Below are 21,951 nucleotides of genomic sequence, written 5' to 3' on the forward strand. Positions count from 1 at the left end.
CCTTTATGGAGTGACGCCATGAACAATCCTCGCCACAACATCCGCGAAGTCCGCAGCCCGCGCGGCACCGAAATCAGCGCGCGCTCCTGGCTGACGGAAGCGCCGCTGCGCATGCTGATGAACAATCTCGACCCGGATGTTGCAGAAAATCCCAACGAGCTGGTCGTCTATGGCGGCATCGGCCGGGCGGCGCGCACCTGGAACGACTTTGACCGCATCGTCGCCTCCTTGAGGACGCTGGCCGATGACGAGACTTTGCTGGTCCAGTCCGGCAAGCCGGTCGGCGTGTTCCGCACCCATCCCGACGCCCCACGCGTGCTGATCGCCAACTCCAATTTGGTGCCGCACTGGGCGAATTGGGAAAAGTTCAACGAGCTCGATAAGAAGGGCCTGATGATGTACGGCCAGATGACGGCCGGCTCGTGGATCTACATCGGCACGCAAGGCATCGTGCAGGGCACCTACGAGACCTTCGTCGAGGCCGGCCGCCAGCACTATGGCGGCAATCTCCGGGGAAAATGGATCCTGACCGGCGGTCTCGGCGGCATGGGTGGCGCCCAGCCGCTCGCCGCCGTCATGGCCGGCGCCTGCTGCCTCGCGATCGAATGCAACCCGGACTCGATCGATTTTCGCCTGCGCACCCGTTACGTCGACGAGCGCGCCGACACGCTCGACGAGGCGCTGGAAAAGATCGAGCGCTGGACCAAGGCCGGGGAGGCGAAATCGGTCGGCCTGCTTGGCAATACGGCCGAGATCGTGCCGGAGATGTTCAGGCGTGGCATTCGCCCCGATATGGTCACCGACCAGACCTCGGCGCATGATCCCATCAACGGCTACCTGCCGAAGGGCTGGACGATGGCCGAGTGGCGCGAGAAGCGCGTCAGCGACCCCAAGGAAGTCGAGAAGGCAGCCCGCGCCTCCATGCGCGAACATGTCGAGGCGATGGTGGCGTTCTGGAACGCCGGCGTGCCGACGCTCGACTATGGCAACAACATCCGCCAAGTGGCCAAGGAGGAGGGCTTCGACAACGCTTTTGCCTTCCCCGGCTTCGTGCCGGCCTATATCCGTCCGCTGTTTTGCCGTGGCATCGGGCCGTTCCGCTGGGCAGCTCTGTCGGGCGATCCGGAAGATATCTACAAGACCGATGCCAAGGTGCGCGAACTGACACCTGGCAACACCCACCTGCACAACTGGTTGGACATGGCGCGTGAGCGCATTGCCTTCCAGGGGCTGCCGGCGCGCATCTGCTGGGTCGGCCTTGGCGACCGCCACAGGCTCGGCCTCGCCTTCAACGAAATGGTGGCCAAGGGTGAGCTGAAGGCGCCTGTCGTCATCGGTCGCGATCACCTCGATTCCGGCTCGGTCGCCTCGCCGAACCGCGAAACGGAATCGATGAAGGACGGCTCGGACGCCGTGTCCGACTGGCCGCTGCTCAACGCGCTGCTCAACACAGCGTCGGGTGCCACCTGGGTGTCGCTGCACCATGGCGGCGGCGTCGGCATGGGTTTCTCGCAGCACGCCGGCATGGTCATCGTCGCCGACGGCACGCGCGAAGCGGCCAGGCGCCTGGAGCGGGTGTTGTGGAACGACCCGGCGACCGGTGTCATGCGCCACGCCGATGCCGGCTACGAGATCGCCGTCGAATGCGCCAAGGAGCACCAGCTCAATTTGCCCGGCATTCTCGGCTGATTGGTTGAGCCGATGCGTGTTCTGCGGGCAGCCGAATACCGGTCGATGCCGTGGAAGAACGGCGGCGGCGTGACGACGGAAATCGCCGTCTCGCCCACTGGTGCCGGGCTCGACGATTTCGACTGGCGCGTCTCGATGGCGCGCGTCGAATTGAGCGGTCCTTTCTCGCAATTTGCCGGGATCGATCGCACCCTTGCCGTGCTCGAAGGCGAGGGCATCGTCCTCGAGATTGCCGGCCACCCGCCGACATCCATAAACAGGACGACTGCCCTGTTTTCTTTCCCTGCCGACGTGCGGACCTCGGCCGCGCTGATCGGCGGACCGATCACTGATCTCAATGTCATGACCCGCCGAAGCCGGATGACGCATTCGGTCGAACGCCTGGTGATTTCGGCCCCCGTGGAAATCCGGACTGAAGCCGGCACAACGCTGATCCTGTGCTTGAACGGCGACGTCAGCGTGCCCGCCGCTGAACCGGTTCGCCTCGGGCCGCTCGACACGCTGCGGTCCGGTCCGGTCAGCACCGGCCTGCTTGTCCAGCCCGCCCATGAGGCAACGCTGTTCGTGATCCGGATCTGCGCCATCGCCGGCAAGGATTAACGCTTGTTTCCAAACATGATCGCGGTACCGGCGAAATATAGCGTAAGCTGCTGGTGGCATCACGAAAAAGCCTGAATCCTCTCCGCCGATCTGGCTTGGTGGGAAGTAGGGTGCTTGTCTTTGAGTCTTGCTGAGAGATGACGCCCTGTCGCGGTGCGGAAACAAACTTTCGGCAAGTGGGGTTTATGCAACCAATTGCATTTGAACCGGTTTTAGGGCCATTGCCGTGGCGGTGACGCCGCTCAGTGCCCGCTTACGGAATTTTCAATGAATATTCAGACCAATCCTGCCCAAATCGAGAAGACAAGCGCAAGCTTCCCGGCCATTACCGAAGAGCCGATCCGTTCCAATTACCTGCCCGAAGAGCGCCTTCGGCTGCTTGGCGAAAGCCTGGCAAAAGGCGACCTCACGGACCTGTTCGGCCTGACGCCCTTTGATTTTCAGGCCCGTATCCGGGATAGCGCCAAGAAGATCCTGGAAGTCTACCGGTCGACCAATGCTGCGCAGGCGAGGGGCGAGACGATCACGCCGGCGGCACAATGGCTGCTCGACAACAATTACCTGGTCGAAGAGACCATTTTCCAGGTTAAGCGCGACCTGCCGCGCCGGTTCTATCGTCAGTTGCCGACGCTGAAACTGCCTGACAACGGCACTGTGCCGCGCGCGCTGGCGCTGGCCTGGACCTATGTGGCGCATTCGGACAGTTCCGTTTCGGCGACGATGTTCAAGTCCATCGTCCAGGGTTTCCAGTCGGTCGAGCCGCTGAAGATCGGCGAACTCTGGGCGCTGCCTTCGCTGTTGCGCTTCGTCCTGATCGAAAATCTCCGCCGGCTGGCCGTCAGGGTCAATCGCACCCGCCAGATGCGCCAGATCGCCAACGATGTGGCCGACAAGGTCCTGGCCACCGACGACAGCGCCGACCGGCAGTCGATCCTGTCCAACTTCAGCGCCCACGCGCAGGACACCACCTTCGCCACCCAGCTGCTCTATCGCTTGCGCGATGGATCGCAGAATGCCGGCAAGGCTCTGGAATGGCTGGAAGGCGAGCTCGAAAAGACCGGCTCCGATGCCGAGGAAATCATCATTTCCGAACATCACACGCTGTCCAGCGGCAATGTGACGACGGGCAACATCATCCGCGGCCTGCGCCTCATCAACGACGTCGACTGGACGGTGTGGTTCGAAGGCGTCAGCCGCATCGACACCGTGCTGCGCGAGCGCACCGATTTCGCCGCGCTCGACTTCTTCTCGCGCGATCAGTACCGGACCGCGATCGAGGAATTGGCGCGCCGCTCGAACCTTTCGGAATATCGCGTTGCCGAGATGGCCATCGAGTTGGCCGGCCACGCCGCCAGCGATGGTGACGGCGACGCCGTTTTAACCGGGTCCGCCCACACCGATGTCGGCTTCTTTCTCGTCGGCCCACGCCGGCTGGAGCTGGAGAAGGCGATCGGCTATCGGCCCACCATCAGCCAGACAGTCAAGCGTGCCTTCCGCAAGACCGGCTGGCTCGGCATCGTCGTGCCCGTGTTTGCGCTGACGGCGCTGCTTCTCGTTCTGTCCGGCAACGCGCTTGCCAATCTTGGCCTGTCGGTGCCCTCGATCGTCCTCATGCTGGCGCTTTTTGCCGTGCCGGCCAGCGAGGGCGCGCTCGCCTTCTTCAACACGGTCGTATCGCTGTTCCTGAAACCGACGCGCCTCGTCGGCTACGATTACCGACACGGCGTGCCGCCCGAGGCGCGCACGTTGGTGGTGGTGCCGTCGCTGATCGGCTCGCGCGACGATGTCGAGGAAAACATCCGCAACATCGAGGTGCATCATCTCGCCAACACGGCCGATGAAATCCATTTCGCGCTGCTGTCGGACTGGCCAGACTCGAAGACCGAGATCGATGCGGCGGACACCGAAATCCTCGAATTCGCCCGTACCGAAATCGCCCGTCTCAACGCCCGCTATCCCTCCGAAGGCGCGCCGCGTTTCTACATCCTGCACCGGCGCCGGCTCTTCAACGCGGCGCAAGGGGCCTGGATGGGCTGGGAGCGCAAGCGCGGCAAGCTGCACGAGCTCGATCTTCTGCTGCGCGGCGACAGCGACACCACGTTCCTGCCGCTCGACGTGCCGCTGCCGGAGAACGTCGTCCATGTGATGACGCTCGATGCCGACACGCGCACCACCCGTGACGCAGTCGCCACCCTCGTAGGCAAGCTCTGCCACCCGCTCAACCGGCCGCATTTCGATGCCAGCAAGCGCGTCGTCACCGCCGGCTACGCGATCCTGCAGCCGCGCATCACCGCGTCGCTGACATCGGGCGACGATGCGTCGTTCTTCCAGCGGGTGTTTTCGGCCAATCGCGGCCTCGACCCTTATGTCTTTGCCGTGTCCGATCTCTATCAGGACGTCTTCGGCGACGGGTCCTTCACCGGCAAGGGCCTCTATCATGTCGACGCCTTCGAGGCCGCGCTGCAGGGCCGCATCGAGGAAAACACCATCCTCAGCCACGATCTGCTGGAAGGCGCGCTGGCGCGCGCGGCGCTGGTCACCGACGTCGAACTGGTCGAGGACTATCCGACCCGATACTCGGTCGACGCCTCGCGCCACCATCGCTGGGCGCGCGGCGACTGGCAGCTGCTCGGCTTCATGCTCGATCCGCGCTCCGGCGTGCCGGCGCTGTCGCGCTGGAAGATGATCGACAATCTGCGCCGCTCATTGACGCCGATCTTCTGGGTGATGGCGGCGATCGCCGGCTGGACGCTGCTGCCCTTCACGCAGGCCGCGCAATGGCAGGCCCTGCTGATCCTCAGCCTGTTCATGGCGCCGACATTCGACATCGTCAACGCCATCCTGCCCAAGAGCGGCGACCAGACGCCGCGCGGTCATTTCTCGGCCCTGGCACGCGACGTCGCCTTCGGCACCGCCATGGTGGCGCTGAAGATCGTGCTGATGGCGCACAACGCCTGGATGATGGGCGATGCCATCGTGCGCACGATCTACCGGCTCTTCGTCAGCCGCCAGAACCTTTTGGAATGGCGCACCGCCTCGCAGGCGCACAAGGCGGGCGACAACGATGTCGGTTCCTATTACGGCATGATGTATGGCGCCGTGATCATCGGCTTCGTCGGCCTTGCCATTCCGGTGCTGGCCGATTCGACCGGCGCCTTCGTCGCCTTCTTCTTCGCCCTGTTCTGGATTGGCTCGCCGGCCATCGCCAGCTGGATCAGCCGTTCGGCTGAAACCGAGGATCGGCTGCGCATATCGCAGGCCGACATCCACACGCTGCGCACGGTGGCGCGGCGCACGTGGCACTATTTCGAAAGCTTCGTGACGGCAGAACACCACCATCTGCCGCCCGATAATTTCCAGGAAAGCCCGGCGCCGGTGGTGGCGCCACGCACCTCGCCGACCAATATCGGCGTCTACCTGCTGTCCGTCGTCTCCGCCCGCGACTTCGGCTGGATCAGCCTGTCCGACGCCATCACCCGCATCGACGCCACCATGGCGACGATCGAGGGCATGCCGCGTGAGCGCGGTCACCTCTTCAACTGGTACGACACGACGACACTGAAGCCGCTCTATCCGCTTTACATCTCGGCTGTCGACAGCGGCAATCTCGCTGGCCATCTGGTGGCGGTGGCGGCGGCCTGCGCCGAATGGGCCGAAGCGCCCTCCGTCCATCTCCAGGGCGATTTCGAAGGCATTCTCGACACGGTCACCATCCTCAGCGAAAGCCTCGATGATTTGCCCGACGACCGCCGTCAGTTGCGCCCGCTGCGCCAGCGTCTCGCGGACCGTCTCGACGGCATGCGGCGCGCTGTCGACACCATCAAGGCGCAGCCCGAAATGGCGTCGATCCGCACCATCAACCTGGCTGTGCTGGCCGGCGAGATCCGCAAATTGGCCACCGCCATCCATACCGAGGCCGTGTCGCCCCAGAGCGACGTCATTGTCGACTGGGCGGCAAGGCTGGAAGCCACCTGCGAAGCGCACGTCCATGACGCGCACAGCGACGACAATGCCGTCGAGGCGCTGCGTGCCAAGCTGCTCACCTTGCGCGAGCGCACGCGCCGCTACGCCTTCGAGATGGATTTCTCCTTCCTGATGCGACCGGAGCGCAAGCTGTTGTCGATCGGCTACCGGGTCGAGGAACATCAGCTCGACGAAAGCTGCTACGACCTTCTGGCCTCCGAGGCGCGGCTGACCAGCCTGTTCGCCATCGCCAAGGGCGACCTGCCGACGGAGCACTGGTTCCGGCTTGGCCGGCCGATCGTCGAAATCGGTTTCCAGGGCGCCCTGATGTCCTGGTCCGGCTCGATGTTCGAATACCTGATGCCGCCGCTGGTGATGAAGGAGCCGCAGGGCTCGATCCTCAACCAGACCAGCAAGCTGATCATCAAGCGCCAGATCCAGTACGGCCGCCAGAAGAACGTGCCGTGGGGCATTTCGGAGGCCGCCTACAATGCGCGCGACCGCGAACTGACCTACCAATACACAAATTTCGGCGTTCCAGGTCTCGGGCTGAAGCGCGGCCTTGGCCAGAACACGGTGATCGCGCCTTACGCCACCATACTCGCGGCCCAGTTCAACCCGCGTGAAGCCGTGCTGAATCTCGCCCGATTGCGGGAGATCGGGGCGCTCGGCCGCCACGGTTACTACGATGCCGTCGACTTCACGCCGCAGCGCGTGCCGGAAGGCACGGATCACGTCGTCGTCCAGAACTACATGGCCCACCATTCGGGCATGTCGATCGCGGCGGTTGCCGACGCCATCTTCGAAGGTCGCATGCGCGACCGCTTTCACAGCGACCCGGTCATCGAATCGGCCGAACTCTTGCTGCAGGAGAGGGCGCCGCGCGACATCCCGACCGCGACCGTCAGGACCGAGGCCGACGAACGCTCCAAGGACGAGACCGAAGTCGACAGCCCCGACACCCGCATCGTGCTCAATCCGCTGCAGTCGCTGCGGTCGACCAACGTCATGTCGAACGGCCGCTATTCGGTGATGGTCACCGCGACCGGCTCGGGCTACAGCCGCTGGGGCGATCTCTCCGTCACACGCTGGCAACCGGATCCGACCGAGGACCGGCTCGGCTCCTACATCTTCCTGCGTGACGCAGGCTCAGGTGACTGGTGGTCGGCTACAGCCGAACCGAAGCGCGCCGCCGAGGAAAAGGCGCAGACCTTGTTCTCCGACGACAAGGCGAGCTTCGTCAAATCGGTGGGCACGTTGCGCTCCGAGGTCGAATGCATCGTCATCTCGGAAGGCAATGGCGAGGGCCGTCGGGTCACGCTCTACAATGACGGTCCGTCCGACCGTCACATCGAAGTGACCTCCTTTGCCGAACTGGTGCTCGGCCTGGAGGCGTCCGACAACGCGCATCCGGCCTTCTCGAAGATGTTCGTGGAAACCGAAATCTCTGCGAACAACGCGGCGATCTTCGCCACGCGGCGCAAGCGCGAGACCAGCGAGCCCCATATCGCCATGGTGCATTTCGTCACCGATCCGTCCGGATCGGCGCGCGATGCCGAGGCCGAGACCGACAGGCGCGCCTTCATCGGCCGTGGCCGTACCATCGTCGACGCAGCCGCTTTCGACCCGGGCGCCAGGCTGGGCGGCCATTCAGGCTTTACGCTCGATCCCGTCGCGTCGCTCCGCCGCCAGGTGCGCGTGCCGGCCAACAAGAAGATATCGCTGACCTTCTGGACCGTCGTCGGCGCTGGCCGCACCGAGCTGGACGAAGCCATCGCCCGCCTCGACCATCCGGAGAGCTTTGCCCGCCAGGCCATGCTTGCCTGGACGCGCAGCCAGGTGCAGACCCGCCATATGGGCCTCAGCCTGACCGATGCCGCCAATGTGCAGAAGCTGGCGCGCTACCTGATCTATCCGGATCCGTTCCTGCGTCTTCCCGCTGAATCCATCGCCACGGGGCTGGGCAAGCAGTCGAGCCTGTGGCCGACAAGCATTTCCGGCGATTTCCCGATCTTCCTGGTCAGGATCGGCGATGTCGCCGATCTCGAAATCGTTGCCCAGGCGCTGCGTTTCCAGGAATATATGCGCACCCGCGGCATGATGATCGACTTCGTCGTCGTCAACGAGCAGGCGTCCTCCTATGTCCAGGACCTGCAACGGGCGGTCGAGACGCTGTGCGAAAACAGCCGCCTGCGCGGCAAGGAGCTCGGACCGCGCCAGCACATTTTCGCGGTGCGCCGCGACCTCATGGACGAGACCACCTACAAGACGCTGCTCGCTGTCGCCCGGGTGGTCCTGCACACGCGCAATGGCACCATCTTCGACCAGATCGAGCGCGCCGAGGCGGCGGCTCTGCAGGCGCGGGACGCTCTGGCAGCATTGCCGATTCCGCGTGAATTGCCGTCGCCGACACCCACGACGCATGCTCCTGCCTCGCAGGCGGTGGCAAATGTCAGCGCCGATGGCAGCGGGCTCAGCCAGTGGAACGGCTTTGGCGGTTTCGACGGCGACGGGCGGCACTATGTCGTGCGCCTGGCCGGCCGGCGCACGACGCCGCAGCCGTGGATCAACGTCGTCTCCAACGCCTCGTTCGGCTTCCATACCTCGGCCGAGGGCGCCGCCTTCACCTGGAGCCGAAACAGCCGCGACTACCAGTTGACGCCGTGGTCGAATGATCCGGTCTCGAACCGGCCGGGCGAGGGCTTCTATATCTACGATCAGGCGAGCGGCAAGGCATTCTCGCCGCTCGCCGCCATGGTGCGCGATCCCTCGATGACCTACGAGGCCTGGCATGGCCAGGGTTTCTCGACCTTCCGCTCGAAGCGCGGACCATTGTCGATGGATCTCACCCATGTCGTCGATCCGGTCGATCCGCTGAAGATCTCACGGCTGCGCATCCAGAATTCCGGCTCGGTGCCGGCGCGGCTGCGTGTCTATGCCTATGCCGAATGGGTGCTCGGCGGGCACCGGTCGCGCACGGCGGCAACCATCGTCCCGTCGCGGGATGCCGCCAGCGGCGCGCTGCTGGCACAAAACCCCTACGGGCTGGATTTCGGCGAGCGCGTTGCTTTCCTCGCGGCCGACGGTGGCGTCCATTCGGTGACAACAGACCGATCGGAGTTCCTGGGCCGGCATGGTTCCAGCGAGCTACCCCAGGCGGTGCTGAGTGGTGCGGCGCTGTCTGGCCGTGTCGAGGCTGGTGACGATCCGTGCGCGGCGATTGCCCGCGATGTCGAGATTCCGGCTGGCGGCGACGTGACGCTGCTCTGGCTGCTCGGCGACGCCGAGTCCGCCGAGGAGGCTAGCGCGCTGGTGCAAGAGCACCGGGTCAAGGATTTCGACCAGCGGCTGGCCGACAATGAGCGCGAATGGCGCGGCTTTCTCGACACCATCCAGGTCGAGACGCCTGACAAGGCGCTCGACGCCATGGTCAATCACTGGCTGCCCTATCAGAGCCTGGCCTGCCGCATCCGTGCCCGCTCCGCCTTCTATCAGGCCAGCGGTGCCTTCGGCTTCCGCGACCAGTTGCAGGATACGCTGGCGCTGCTGGCGCATGACCCGCAACTGGCGCGCGACCAAATCCTCAACGCGGCGCGGCGGCAGTTCCCCGAAGGCGACGTGCAGCACTGGTGGCTGCCGCGCACGGGTGCTGGCGTGCGTACGTTGATCTCCGACGACGTGGTCTGGCTTGCCCACGCCACGGCGCGCTATTTGCTGGTCACCGGCGATGCCACCATCCTGAAGGAGCAATTGGCCTTCATCGATGGACAGCCGCTGGGCGAGGGCGAGCACGATGCCTTCTTCACCCCGGAAATCTCGAAGAAGACAGCGTCGCTCTACGACCATTGCGCGCGTGCGCTCGATCTCGCCATCAAGCGCAGCAGCCCCGCGGGCCTGCCGCTGATCCTCGGCGGCGACTGGAACGACGGCATGAACCGCGTTGGCGAGCAGGGCAAGGGCGAGAGCGTCTGGCTCGGCTGGTTCCTGCTGAAGACGCTGGGCGACTTCGCCCCCGTCGCCAAGGCCGAGGGCGACGCCAAGCGAGCACAGGCCTGGGCAAAGCATGCCGATGTTCTGAAGCGGGCGCTTGAGAGCACCGCATGGGACGGCGAATGGTACCGGCGCGGCAGTTTCGACGACGGCACCCCTTTGGGGTCTCGCAACTCGCAGGAGTGCAAGATCGACTCGATCGCCCAGTCCTGGAGCGTGCTTTCGGGAGAGGGCGATCCGGCACGGTCGACGACCGCGATGGAGCAAGCAACGAAGCTGCTCGTCGACGACAAGCTGAAGATCGTCAAGCTGTTCACGCCGCCCTTCGCAAGGACGGAAAAGGACCCGGGTTACATCAAGAGCTATCCGCCCGGCGTGCGCGAGAATGGCGGCCAGTACACCCACGCCGCCACATGGTTCGTCATCGCGCTTGCCGAGATGGGACAGGTCGACGAGGCCTATCGCTGTTTCTCGATGCTGAACCCCGTCAACCATGCGACCGACGAGGCCACGGCCGAGCACTATCGTGTCGAGCCCTATGTCGTGGCGGCCGATATCTATGCCGGCGACGACAATGCAGGCAACGGCAAGGGCGGCCGTGGCGGTTGGACCTGGTACACCGGCTCTGCCGGCTGGCTCTACAGGGCTGCGGTCGAAGGCATTCTGGGCATCGAACGGCGTGGCAAGCGTGTCCAGTTCAAGCCGAAGCTGCCGAGCCACTGGGACGGTTACTCGGCAAATCTCAAAATGCTGGGAGCGGAACTCAGGGTTCGCGTCATCCGCGACAATAAGGCCAAGGCCGTGTCGCTGGAGGTGAATGGGGCAAAGACCAAGGTTTCGGCAGTCGAACTGAAGGACGGCGAAGTTGCCGAGGTGGTCATCCGGATCCCGGCTTAATGCAATGTTGCTCAAAAACTATGCGCTCGGGCCTGGGATCCGGGGCGCGACTTTTGCCGCCACGGCGGGATGAGAGGCCGTCCCGCCTGGCGTTGCCGCCTGCCGATTGAAGGACATGCCACCGAGGAGTGCATGAAATCAAAGGCTTGAGGCATCCGACAGGGGCGCCACGAGCAGTGAGAGTTTGGCCTCCCTTCACCTGGAAGGGCGCCCTGCAGCTTTGTTTCGCTCTATACTTCGCAAAAGGCGATTTCGGCCTTAGTCATCCGCCCGACATTGTTGCTGATTAAAATTGTGGCAGCACGTGCCAACTGCCATGATTTCGCCGCATGCCTGACATTTTACCTGTCTTCTCAAACCGTTAGGTGATCACGGCAGATTTCGGAACGTCGCCATCTTTTGTTCGCTCTAAGGGAACTGAAGGGGTACACGGCCATTGTTTTGCGACGTATCAACCGGTACGAATAAAATGATGCAGTGCACAATAAACAGCGTGGCGGAGTAACTGGGGTGACCCTTCTGCAAATCTACTGGCGAGCTCTCGGTTATCTGGCCGCAGACAGGAAACGCGTTGCGTTGATCTGTTCGGCCAACGTGGCTCTCGCCATCGTAGCGCTTCTCGAGCCGATTATGTTCGGTCGCGTCATCGGCGCCATCTCCGAGCGTGGCTCTGTCTTCACCACGCTGGTCATGTGGGCCGGTCTCGGCGCCTTCAACATCGTTGCTTTCGTCATGGTGGCGCGCGGCGCTGACCGCTTCGCCCATGCTCGGCGCAGCGAAGTGCTGTGCCAGTCCTTCGAGCGTGTGATCACCATGCCGCTCGCCTGGCACCATCAGCACGGCACCTCCAATGCGCTGCACACGATGCTGCGCGCCGTCGAAACCCTGTTCAGCCTTTGGCTCGAATTCATGCGCCAGCATCTGTCCACGGCTGTCGCCCTCGTGCTGCTGGTTCCGACCGCGATCAGCATGGACCTGCGCATGTCGCTGGTGCTGCTTGGCCTCGGGCTGCTTTATGTCGGCATCGGCCGGATGGTCATGCGCCGCACCAAGGCGGGCCAGGCTGCGGTCGAGCGTCACTACCACAAGGTGTTCGCGCATGTGACCGACTCGGTCAGCAACGTTGCGGTGCTGCAGAGCTACAATCGCCTCGGCCACGAGGCCGATACGCTGCGCCGCTACGTCAAGAACCTGCTCGACGCGCAGAACCCCGTGCTCGACTGGTGGGCGCTGGCCAATGCCTTGCACCGTCTGTCATCGGCAATCTCGATGCTGATCGTGTTGTCGATCGGCTCCTATCTTGTGACTCGTGGTCAGTTGGGTGTCGGCGACGTCATTGCCTTCACCGGTTTTGCCACGATGTTGATCGCTCGCCTCGACCAGATGTCGGCTTTCGCCAACCAGATTTCCGAGGCCCGTGCCAAGCTCGAGGATTTCTACCATCTCGAGGACTCCGCGGCTGATGCCGCCGAGCCGGACGGCCTACGCGATCTTGCCAACGTTACCGGCCATGTCCGCTTCGAGAATGTCGGCTTCGAATTTGCCAATTCCGGCCAAGGCATCGACGACGTGTCCTTCGAGGTGCAGGCGGGCCAGACCGTCGCCATTGTGGGCCCGACGGGCGCCGGCAAGACCACGCTCATCAACCTGCTGCAGCGTGTCTTCTCGCCGTCCCATGGCCGTATCCTGATCGACGGCATCGACACCCGTACCGTGACCCGCAAGTCGGTGCGCCATTCGATCGCCACCGTGTTCCAGGATGCCGGGCTGCTCAACCGCTCGATCGAGGACAACATCCGTGTTGGCCGCGCCGATGCAAGCAATGACGAGATTCATGCCGCCGCCAATGCGGCTGCCGCACAGGACTTCATCCTGTCCAAGAGCAATGGCTACGACACGGTGGTTGGCGAACGTGGCGGCCAGCTGTCGGGCGGCGAACGTCAGCGCATCGCCATTGCCCGCGCCGTGTTGAAGGACGCACCGATCCTGGTGCTCGACGAGGCGACCAGCGCGCTCGACGTCGAGACCGAGGACCGCGTCAAGGAAGCGATCGACGAACTGCGCCGCGACCGCACCACCTTCATCATCGCCCACCGCCTGACCACCGTTCGCGACGCCGATCTGGTCGTGTTCATGGACAAGGGCAGGGTGGTCGAGATGGGCGGCTTCACCGAGCTGTCGCTGCGCAATGGCCGCTTTGCCAGCCTGTTGCGCGCCGGCGGCCTGCTCAACGACGAGGAAGTCCGCCGCCTCAGCCGCACCGTACAGCAACAGCAGGAAGCAGCCGCCTGAGCTTCTTTCTCCGACCTCCCCTTGTGGGAGGTCGGACCATAGGTCCAGGTGAGAGTACAGGCACGGCCGCCCCAATTGCGTCTGCGACACCACGCTCGATTGCCCCGAACGCCGCGGCGGTTTATGTAGAAACGCATGAGCGACACGACTTCACGCCTGACCGGCTGGATGGATCTCGCCAACCCGACGCGCTTCGTCGGGCTGGCGGACAAGGTCGTGCCGTGGCTGGCCACGATCGCCACACTCATCCTCGCCGTCGGGCTCTATATGAGCTTCGCCGCGCCTGAGGATTTCCAGCAGGGCATAACCGTCCGCATCATGTACATCCACGTGCCTTTCGCCTGGCTGGCCATGATGTGCTACACGCTGATGGCGGTCTCGGCGCTGGGCACGCTTGTCTGGCGGCACCCGCTGGCAGATGTCGCGCTGAAATCCGCAGCCCCCATCGGCGCCGTCTTCACCGCGCTGGCGCTGATCACCGGTTCGATCTGGGGTAAGCCGATGTGGGGCACCTGGTGGGTCTGGGATGCGCGTCTGACCTCGGTCTTCGTGCTGTTCCTGATGTATCTCGGCATCATCGCGCTGACCCGCGCACTCGACGACGCAAGCCGCGCCGCCTGGGCCGCCGCCATCATCACGCTGGTCGGCTTCATCAACATCCCGATCATCAAATTCTCGGTCGACTGGTGGAACACGCTGCATCAGCCGGCCTCGGTGTTCCGCATGGGCGGCTCGACCATCGATCCCAGCCTGCTATGGCCGCTACTGGTGATGGCGCTCGGCTTCACCGTGCTGTTCTTCGCGCTGCACCTGATGGCGATGCGCACCGAAATCCGCCGCCGCCGGGTGATTGCCACGCGCAGGGTTGCGGCACGGCAGGCCGAGCGGTCCGCCAACTGACGCGCGTCGACTGTAATTTTCGCTTTCGCCAACGTCTATCTCTGAGCAGTGAGTGGGGCGCTGAAGCTGCTGATCTCCCCACTTGAGGGGGAGATGGCCGGCAGGCCAGAGGGGGCGCTGTCCCGCCGGCGTGCTGAAGATACTGCGGCGTTCGCTGGCCTTGACGATGACCCTCACCCCATCCTTCCCCGCGCCGCCACGGGCAACGTTTCCAGCACCGTGTCGCCGTCGACCAGATTGACCTCGTTGAACAGGTTTGTGACGACGCAGCAATGGTCGGGCACGACACGCACGCGCTCGCCGATGCGCAGCTTGCCGTCGCCCGAAAGCGTGACGGTGCCGTGCTCCTCGCTCAGGCCCGTCACCCGCGCTCCCGACACGCCGAGCAACTCGCCAAAATCGGCGAGACCCAGCGTATCGCTGGACAGCGCCTTGCTCCCGGCATCGAGGATAGCGCGCGTCGCTGTGGGATGGCTGACCACCGTCGACAGCACCGTCAGCGCGCAGTCGTCGAGGCCGCCGACGCCTTTGGCGACCTGATAGCGGTCGAGATAGATGTAGGTGCCTGGACGATACTCCGTGACAACAGATGTATCGCTGGAGCGCCACATATCCGGCGTGCCGCCGCTGGAGATGCGTTCGCAGGCGAGGCCCGACGCGGCAAGTGCCTGCTTGGCCTCGGTGAGCCAGGCTTCGGCCTCCGCTGCCCGCCCGGCGGCCGGGTAGGTCATCAGTCCGCCGAAGGCGAGGCCGCCGGCTCTGTCGATCTGTCTTGCCAGCGCGACCGCTTCATCAGCCGACTGCACGCCGCAGCGGCCCATGCCGGTGTCGCATTCGACCAGCACCTGCAAGCGATGACCGGCATCGGTGAAGGTGGTTGCCAGCCCTTCGAGCGTCTCCATGCTGTCCGCTGTCACCGACAGGGTGACGCGCCCGTGCAGCCCCAGAAGCCGCTCCAGCTTGGCGCGCCCAAGGATGTTGTAGGGAAGAAAAATATCGGTCAGCCCGGCATCCGCCATCACCTCGGCCTCGCCAATCTTCTGGCAGGTGATGCCGACGGCGCCGGCCGCCACCTGCTTCTTCGCCCAGTAGGGCAATTTGTGCGTCTTGATATGCGGCCTGAGCTTCAGCCCGTTCTTGTCGGCATGCGCCTGGGCGCGGGCAATGTTGGCTTCCGCGCGCGTGGTGTCGATCAGGATGGATGGCGTATCGAGATCGTGAACGGTCGGCATCATCTTTCACCCCATGAGGAATCCGCGGGTTTTATGGCCCTGAAAATCCGTGATGTCACGCGGCCAGCGAAGCGGATTTGTGGTCCATGCGCCTAAGCGCAACGCCGGACAGGCGGCGAGATGGATCGACACCGCATCGACGTTCGGCTATGCGATTTGCCAGACAAATCGATACGAAGGGATCATGATCATGAAGCGCTCCGCCATCAACGACATCATCCGCGAAGCCGACGCTTTCATCCGCTCGTTCGGCTACATCATGCCGCCCTTCGCCTATTGGTCGCCGCAGGAGGCGAAGGTGCGTCAGGTCGACTCGTCGGCCGTATTCACCTCGCGGCTTGGCTGGGACATCACCGATTACGGGCAAGAGAAATTCAGGGAACTCGGCCTGTTCCTGTTCACCGTTCGCAACGGCCGCTACGAGGACATGAAGAAGGGCATGGGCATGCTCTATGCCGAAAAGATCATGATCTCGCGCAAGGACCAGCTGTCGCCGATGCACCGCCACAACATCAAGGCCGAGGACATCATCAACCGTGGCGGCGGCAAGCTGGTGCTGGAACTGTTCATGCATGACCGCGACGGCGGCATCGATCCCAAGGCGGAGGTTTCGGTGCCGGTCGACGGAACCATCCACAGGCTGCCTGCGGGTGGGCTCCTGAAGCTCGACCCGGGCCAGAGCGTTACGCTGCTGCCCGGCGTCTGGCATGCCTTCTGGGCCGAGGGCAAGGACGTGCTGATCGGCGAGGTCTCGACCGTCAATGACGATCTCACCGACAATGTGTTTCGCGAACCGATCGGCCGTTTTTCCAACATCGACGAAGACGTTGCCCCGATCCACCTGCTGGTGTCCGACTATGAGAAGTGGCTGGGGTAGGGGGCGCCGCCCCATGCCTTCGGTGACGCCAGCCCCACGATCGAAAGCGGGTTAGCCGGTAGCGCCTACCTACTGCGATCCTTGTTCGACCGATCCTGCCGCTTCGTCCCTGAAGACGACCTTTGTGCCTTTTTGCACTTTGGAGGCGAGGTCTTCGGCATCCCAGTTGGTCAGGCGGATGCAACCATGCGAGAAGGTCTTTCCGATCTTGCCTGGGTCCGGCGCCCCGTGAATGCCATAACTATCGATGGACAAATCGATCCAGACCGATCCCACCGGATTGTTTGGTCCGGCAGCGATCGTGAAGGGGCGCTTGGTCTTCACCCCCTTGAAGGCAAACTCTGGATCGTAGTGATAGGTTGGGTGGCGCACCACGCGTTTGACCTCTGCCTCGCCACTCGGCGCGGGCTTCTCCTGGCTCCCGATCGAGGCGGGGTACGTCGCAAGCACTTTGCCGAAAGGGTCGAGCACGCGAACCTGGCGAGCGCTCTTGTCGACCTCGACGTTCCCAATGTCTTGCGGCGGATCACCTCGGGCGACAGCTGGCACCAGCAGCTTTTGCCCCGCCTTCCTGAAGCCGATGCCGGGATTGAGCCGTTCAAGCAGCTGCTCGCTGATGTGGAAGCGCTCCGCCATCTTTTCCAAGGCATTGTGATAGGCGAGCCGGGGCAGGCGGGCCATCCTCTCCATGCGCGCCGGAATTCGCCTGGTGAACGGTCCACGCACATCCTTGCGCGTCAACTCGTAGGTCTCAAGCGCGGGGCGCGAGGAGGTCGCGACCAGCTTGTCCCATGTCTCGCGGCTAAGCTTGCCGTCGGCAGGCAATCCGTTGGCCGCTTGAAACGCACTGACTGCCCGGGTGAAGTTCTCTGCTTGGCGGCCGTCGATCAGGCCTGGCGAGAAGCGTGCACGATCCAGGAGGATTTGCGCCTTCAGCACGGTCACACTGACGCCTTTCGCTTCGCTGCCGTCAAATTGGGCGTTGTTGACGGTGGCCGCGTCCAGTTTTGCCGCCGCCGTTGCATCGCATGCCATGACGAGCATGGCGGCCGCGGCAAGAACGAGCCTGATCATGGAGGTCACACTCCTGTATGAGCACCTGCTTCTATGACGTCGCACGGCCGATCTGGTTCCATTCCCCTGCATCTGAGTCCGGTTGCCGAGTGCCGATGCGCCGCAGCGAACCCGGACCAGGAGCACCCGGCGGTGGCGCGGGTGCATTGTTGATAAGGGTCCGCCATCATCAAGATGGATGGCGACTCTCGTCAGCGCCTGTGTTGGCAATAGGCCAAGGTCCCATTGAGCGTCTGTCTCCATAGGCTCGGTGATCGAGGAGAGCCAGGATGCAATTTCCTGCCCAGAAGAACAGAAGACCGGCTCAACCAGCCGAGGACGAGCGCCAGGCACGGCTTGAGAAAACAGCCAGGCTCAAGCAGCTTAGGTCCTATGCTTCCTGGCTTTCGTCTGACCCAAACGCCCAACTTCACGATGAGATAGACTGCTCGGTGCTGATCGAGGAAGGCGTGGAACGACGCGGCATGGAGCCTTGGCCGATCGGCAGGTGACACGACCGGGCGGCGAGATTTCCACCGCCAACGACGATCGGCCGACAATTGTTTGGCGAGCCGATCGGCCGCAACAGTGGCGGCAGGCTGACTTCGCGTCAGTGACAGCAGCCTTGCTGCGCGCTCGTCCTGCACAGGCAGGACGAGGTGATCGGCACATCCGCCTTGGCCATCGCCGCGGCAAGGCTTGTCTGCAGTATCGACAATTCATCAGTCTCGCCGCGCCGTTTCAGGCATTCCACCAGCCCGTGCAATGCCCAGACATTGTTCGGATGTTGGGCGCAGCGCTGCACCTTGCCGCTCAGGCCCAGGTCGTCGCGATAGACCTGTTCTGCTTCTTGCGCGTGGCTCTGGTCGAGAAGCAGCGCCGCCAGCGCATGGCGCGGCGGGTGCATCCAGGCCCACGGTTCGGTGTAGGACAAATTGTCGTCAAGCTCGACCGCCTGCCGCAAATGGCCATAGGCCTCGTCATGCCGGCCCTGGTGGTACGCCAGCTCGCCGTCGAGCAGAGCGACACCGACAGCCAGCGAAGCCTGCGCCGGGTTGCTGAGGAAGCGCCGCTCGGGCGCAATGCCTTTCAGATGCCGATGGAATTCTTCGCGCTCGCGCTCGGCTTCAGCGAAATTCCCCAGCGTCGCATGCGCCACACCCTTGGCGTAGTGCTGCATGGCCGCCGTCAGCACATAGAGGCCCGGATCGTCGGTCACCGGTTCGTCGATGATCTCCTGCCAGCGGCCGAAGCGCACTTGCACATGCGATTTCATCGCATGGTAGCCTTCCACCGTCTGCGTGAGTTTGGGCCGGCCCTGGATGGCGACCACGTCGCGCGCGACCAGGCTGCGCACTCTGTCGGCGGCCCACAGTGCAGGCTGGTACTGGCCCGACAACATGCAGGTAAACATCATCAGGTGCAGATCGTGGCAGCAGCCCAGCAAGTAGTAGGTCGGCTCGTCCGCATAGGCCAGATAGAGGTCGTTGGCGCGCACCGCCTTTTCGCTGGCACGTTTGGCTTTCTCATACTCGCCGCACAGCACATAGATGTGCCCCGGCATGTGGTTCATATGTCCGGCATCGGGGCACATCTCGCCGAGCAGATCCGCCGAGCGCATGCCGCGCTCCGGCATGGTGGACATTTCCAGGAGATGAATGTGCAGGTGGACGATCGCCGGATGTTGTGCCGCGCCGGCTTCATCGGCAAGCCGGATCGACCGCTCGCAGACATCGAGCGCCTCGACGACATCGGAATTCGGAGCCGGCGCGCCGGTCTTGAGGTTCCACAGCCGCCGCACCGTGCGCATCATCAGCGCTTCGACCAGCAGTGCCATCACATCATGGTCGTCGGGAAAGTCGCTGTACACAAGCCGCATCGCGGCGGCATAGGCGTCACCCCACCGTTCGAATTCCTCGGGGCTCACCCGGTGCGGCTTCTGGAAGCGGGCGGCCAACGCCTCGATCAGCCGCTTCTCGATTTCGTTGGCGGCAACCGCATTGGCCCGCGCAAGCTGGACATGCTCGAAGCAGCGCTTGGCCGCGCTGTCGGCCTCGGCCTCGCCATGCTCCTTCCAGGTCAGATTGTAGAAAGGTCCGGCGGCATAGGCGATGCCCCAATGAACCATCGGACAGCCAGGATCCGTCTCCAGCGCCTTCTGAAAACACTTGATGCCTTCCTCATGGTTGAAGCCGTAGCACCAGTTGAGGCCGATATCGAACCAACGCTGGGTTTCTGCCGAGCGAGTGGAGATGGGGCGGCGGTAGGTGCCGAGGTCGAAGCGGTCCATGTCTTCCATTCAAGTTTGGGCTGTTGTTCTAGATATTGCCACCACTGCTAGCTGGTCCTTAAGCGGCGCTTCATTTTTGCCAGCCGGCTAGCTCTGGCAGGTCGTCGAGCCAACTTTTTTCCGTCATCAAGACATCGCCGGGCTGCGGGTCAGTGGCGTTTTGAATGAGCCAGTCCATCCACTTCCGATAGGCAGCCGGGTCCAACTGAGGCGGCAACACCTTGGCCCTGGCCAGCATGCGTTTGCGGAAACTCACCTGCCTGCGGAGTTTGGTCGTCGTGAATTTGATGGCCTTGCCCTGGTATTCGACCGTCCAGCGCTCATCGCCATGGCTGGTCAGCCTGTCGATGGCGAAACCGACGTCCACCGGCCTATCCCGCCACGGAAGCTCGATGGCATTCTTCCTCAGATCGAGTGCCCATCGCCTGTAGTCGGTTCCGGCACGCTGGGGCGGCAGCACCCCAGCCTGTTCGAGTATCTTCCTGCGGAAGGTCGGCTGCTTCTTGAGCTGGCCTGTCGTCAGCTCGACGCGATGCCCACGGAATTCGACATGCCATCGGATCCTCCCATTGCCGAAATACTTCACCAGCCTGTCGATGACGAACTCGTCATCGGAGAGCGTCAAGCAGCCCTCCTTGATGCTTTCGAAAATGTACTGGCTGTCAGTGAGCATGACGCGGCATTGTGCTGGAACCTTCATGAAGCTTAGCGAGTAGCACGCGCCGGCGGCAACGATCTTTTTCGCTCCGGGAATCTCGACCGGCTCAATTGCGGGCAACTGCGGGTAGCGCCCGTAAAAGCCCGGTACTGTGCGTAACTGACATAGCGATGCAGATGAAAACGATGCCAAATTGGCGTGCTAAATCATCGGTTTGCTTGTGGGATTTTGGCTGGGGAACCTGGATTCGAACCAGGACTAACGGAGTCAGAGTCCGTGGGTCTACCGTTAACCTATTCCCCAGCAGGCGCGGTCATGAACCGTGCGGGCCGAGCGGCTAAGCCGCTGTGAGCGCTGCCTTGTAGCCGCCAGCGGAAAATAGTCAAGCCTGCTCTGTGGTTCAATGGCAGGTTTCGTCAGGTGATTCAGACGCCACACTTCAGATGCCGGCGCGCGGCTCCCAGTCCAATCCCACGCCTCAAGGTTCCGTCCGGCTGAACTGCGAGCGTTCGAAGAACAGCACCACCCCCAGGCCCAGAATCAGCGGGATGATCAGGTAGAACAGCCGGAACACCAGCAGCGCCGCCAGCACGCCGACCGGATCCATGTCGGAAAGCCCCGCCAGGAACACCACTTCGAAGACGCCGAGGCCGCCCGGCGCATGCGAGATCTGCGCGATCGAGAAGGAGACGAGAAAGACGCCCAATATGACGAAGTAACCAGGATTGTGGGCTTCGGGCAGGGCGAAGAAGATGATCGCGGCGGCGGCCAGCAGTTCGATCGGGCCGATCAGCAGCTGCCGGGCGACGATCGGCAGCGCCGGATAGTGGAGCTGAAAGCTGGCGATCTTCAGCGGGCGCAGATGCAGCCAGCTGCCGAAGACATAGGCGGCGACGAGCAGCAGCATCGCGATACCGGCCGCTTCCGACAGGCCGTGATGGGCGATGCCGGAAAACCGGTCGAGTACCTCTGGCTCGAACACCAGAACGAGGCCAGAGGCGAGAATCGTCGATAGCACGAAGGTGATCCAGCAGATCGCCACCAGCACGCCGACATCCTGTCCGGTCAGGCCCCTGGTACCATAGGCGCGATAGCGGATGACGGCGCCCGAAAACACCGAACCGCCAATGTTGTGCGACAGCGCATAGGTGGTGAAGGAGCACAGCGTGACGAACAGCCACGACACGCGCTTGCCGATATGCAGGAGCGCGATGTGGTCGTAGCCGGCAAGCGAGGCATAGGCGATGACCGAACACAGCGCGGCAAGGACCCAACCGCGGGTCGGAATGGCCGTGATACCGTCCCAGACGTCGTCGAGGGAAACGCCGCGCAGTTCGTGCCAGAGCAGCAGCAGCGAGAAGATCACGGCGGCGATGCCGACAACCGGCCAGAAATAGCGTCTCCAGTTCATTGCCTGCCAATTCATTGCCTGACTGCCATGCGTTGCGGGTCCGCTTCCTTTTCCGTGGCTGGTGGGAGGCCGGCTTGCCGGATTCTTCCGCTCATTTCA

General features: G+C 63.5%; 11 protein-coding genes and 1 tRNA gene. 6 read left to right on the plus strand and 6 right to left on the minus strand.

Annotation, left to right across the window (positions count from 1 at the left end; genetic code table 11):
- The first annotated feature begins 18 nt into the window (after window positions 1–18).
- The 5 genes from hutU to NKI99_RS18920 all read left to right on the plus strand — a co-directional run bounded on the left by hutU (window position 19) and on the right by NKI99_RS18920 (window position 14,331).
- Window positions 19–1,689 (plus strand): urocanate hydratase, encoded by a 1,671-nt coding sequence (gene hutU, locus NKI99_RS18900; RefSeq protein ID WP_352611672.1) that lies wholly within the window; start codon window positions 19–21, stop codon window positions 1,687–1,689.
- A gap of 12 nt (window positions 1,690–1,701) precedes the next feature.
- Window positions 1,702–2,289: a HutD/Ves family protein gene (locus tag NKI99_RS18905; RefSeq protein WP_352611673.1), complete on the plus strand. Its 588-nt coding sequence runs from the start codon at window positions 1,702–1,704 to the stop codon at window positions 2,287–2,289.
- Window positions 2,290–2,556: 267 nt separating this feature from the next.
- Entirely contained in the window at window positions 2,557–11,139 is an 8,583-nt protein-coding gene (locus NKI99_RS18910; protein ID WP_352611674.1) for a glycoside hydrolase family 94 protein, read from the plus strand.
- Window positions 11,140–11,649: 510 nt separating this feature from the next.
- Window positions 11,650–13,431, plus strand: coding sequence for a glucan ABC transporter ATP-binding protein/ permease (locus tag NKI99_RS18915; RefSeq protein ID WP_352442518.1), 1,782 nt, complete (start codon window positions 11,650–11,652; stop codon window positions 13,429–13,431).
- A gap of 135 nt (window positions 13,432–13,566) precedes the next feature.
- Window positions 13,567–14,331 carry a heme ABC transporter permease gene (locus NKI99_RS18920; protein ID WP_023810180.1) on the plus strand — a complete coding sequence of 255 codons (765 nt, stop codon included), beginning with the start codon at window positions 13,567–13,569 and terminating at the stop codon, window positions 14,329–14,331.
- A 173-nt stretch (window positions 14,332–14,504) separates the two neighbouring features.
- On the opposite strand, the gene NKI99_RS18925 is transcribed toward NKI99_RS18920, so the two are convergent.
- Window positions 14,505–15,563, minus strand: coding sequence for a D-TA family PLP-dependent enzyme (locus NKI99_RS18925; RefSeq protein WP_023810181.1), 1,059 nt, complete (start codon window positions 15,561–15,563; stop codon window positions 14,505–14,507).
- A gap of 190 nt (window positions 15,564–15,753) precedes the next feature.
- Between NKI99_RS18925 and NKI99_RS18930 the strand changes: the two genes are divergently transcribed.
- Window positions 15,754–16,440: a D-lyxose/D-mannose family sugar isomerase gene (locus NKI99_RS18930; protein ID WP_352611675.1), complete on the plus strand. Its 687-nt coding sequence runs from the start codon at window positions 15,754–15,756 to the stop codon at window positions 16,438–16,440.
- 69 nt (window positions 16,441–16,509) lie between these two features.
- Here the strand turns inward: NKI99_RS18930 and NKI99_RS18935 are convergent, their stop codons facing one another.
- The 5 genes from NKI99_RS18935 to NKI99_RS18955 all read right to left on the minus strand — a co-directional run bounded on the left by NKI99_RS18935 (window position 16,510) and on the right by NKI99_RS18955 (window position 21,852).
- Entirely contained in the window at window positions 16,510–17,661 is a 1,152-nt protein-coding gene (locus tag NKI99_RS18935; RefSeq protein WP_352611676.1) for a L,D-transpeptidase family protein, read from the minus strand.
- 442 nt (window positions 17,662–18,103) lie between these two features.
- Window positions 18,104–19,783, minus strand: a complete 1,680-nt coding sequence (locus tag NKI99_RS18940; protein ID WP_352611677.1) for a hypothetical protein — start codon at window positions 19,781–19,783, stop codon at window positions 18,104–18,106.
- Between the two features lie 70 nt (window positions 19,784–19,853).
- Entirely contained in the window at window positions 19,854–20,456 is a 603-nt protein-coding gene (locus NKI99_RS18945) for a hypothetical protein (RefSeq protein WP_352611716.1), read from the minus strand.
- A gap of 214 nt (window positions 20,457–20,670) precedes the next feature.
- A tRNA-Gln gene (locus NKI99_RS18950) sits at window positions 20,671–20,744 on the minus strand.
- Window positions 20,745–20,919: 175 nt separating this feature from the next.
- The gene (locus NKI99_RS18955; RefSeq protein WP_128305100.1) at window positions 20,920–21,852 is read right to left on the minus strand and encodes a lysylphosphatidylglycerol synthase domain-containing protein; all 933 of its coding nucleotides are present in this window, start codon (window positions 21,850–21,852) and stop codon (window positions 20,920–20,922) included.
- Window positions 21,853–21,951 lie beyond the last annotated feature (99 nt).

It is taken from the genome of Mesorhizobium sp. M0239 (assembly GCF_040321815.1).
Lineage (GTDB): Bacteria > Pseudomonadota > Alphaproteobacteria > Rhizobiales > Rhizobiaceae > Mesorhizobium.

What these genes read in the sequence shown, in the direction of transcription:
- NKI99_RS18930 (WP_352611675.1), top strand. Translation starts at nt 15,754, where the DNA reads ATGAAGCGCTCCGCCATCAACGACATCATCCGCGAAGCCGACGCTTTC.
- NKI99_RS18905 (WP_352611673.1), top strand. Translation starts at nt 1,702, where the DNA reads ATGCGTGTTCTGCGGGCAGCCGAATACCGGTCGATGCCGTGGAAGAAC.
- hutU (WP_352611672.1), top strand. Translation starts at nt 19, where the DNA reads ATGAACAATCCTCGCCACAACATCCGCGAAGTCCGCAGCCCGCGCGGC.
- NKI99_RS18925 (WP_023810181.1), bottom strand. Translation starts at nt 15,563, where the DNA reads ATGCCGACCGTTCACGATCTCGATACGCCATCCATCCTGATCGACACC.
- NKI99_RS18920 (WP_023810180.1), top strand. Translation starts at nt 13,567, where the DNA reads ATGAGCGACACGACTTCACGCCTGACCGGCTGGATGGATCTCGCCAAC.
- NKI99_RS18945 (WP_352611716.1), bottom strand. Translation starts at nt 20,456, where the DNA reads ATGCTCACTGACAGCCAGTACATTTTCGAAAGCATCAAGGAGGGCTGC.
- NKI99_RS18935 (WP_352611676.1), bottom strand. Translation starts at nt 17,661, where the DNA reads ATGCACCCGCGCCACCGCCGGGTGCTCCTGGTCCGGGTTCGCTGCGGC.
- NKI99_RS18955 (WP_128305100.1), bottom strand. Translation starts at nt 21,852, where the DNA reads ATGAACTGGAGACGCTATTTCTGGCCGGTTGTCGGCATCGCCGCCGTG.
- NKI99_RS18910 (WP_352611674.1), top strand. Translation starts at nt 2,557, where the DNA reads ATGAATATTCAGACCAATCCTGCCCAAATCGAGAAGACAAGCGCAAGC.
- NKI99_RS18940 (WP_352611677.1), bottom strand. Translation starts at nt 19,783, where the DNA reads ATGGACCGCTTCGACCTCGGCACCTACCGCCGCCCCATCTCCACTCGC.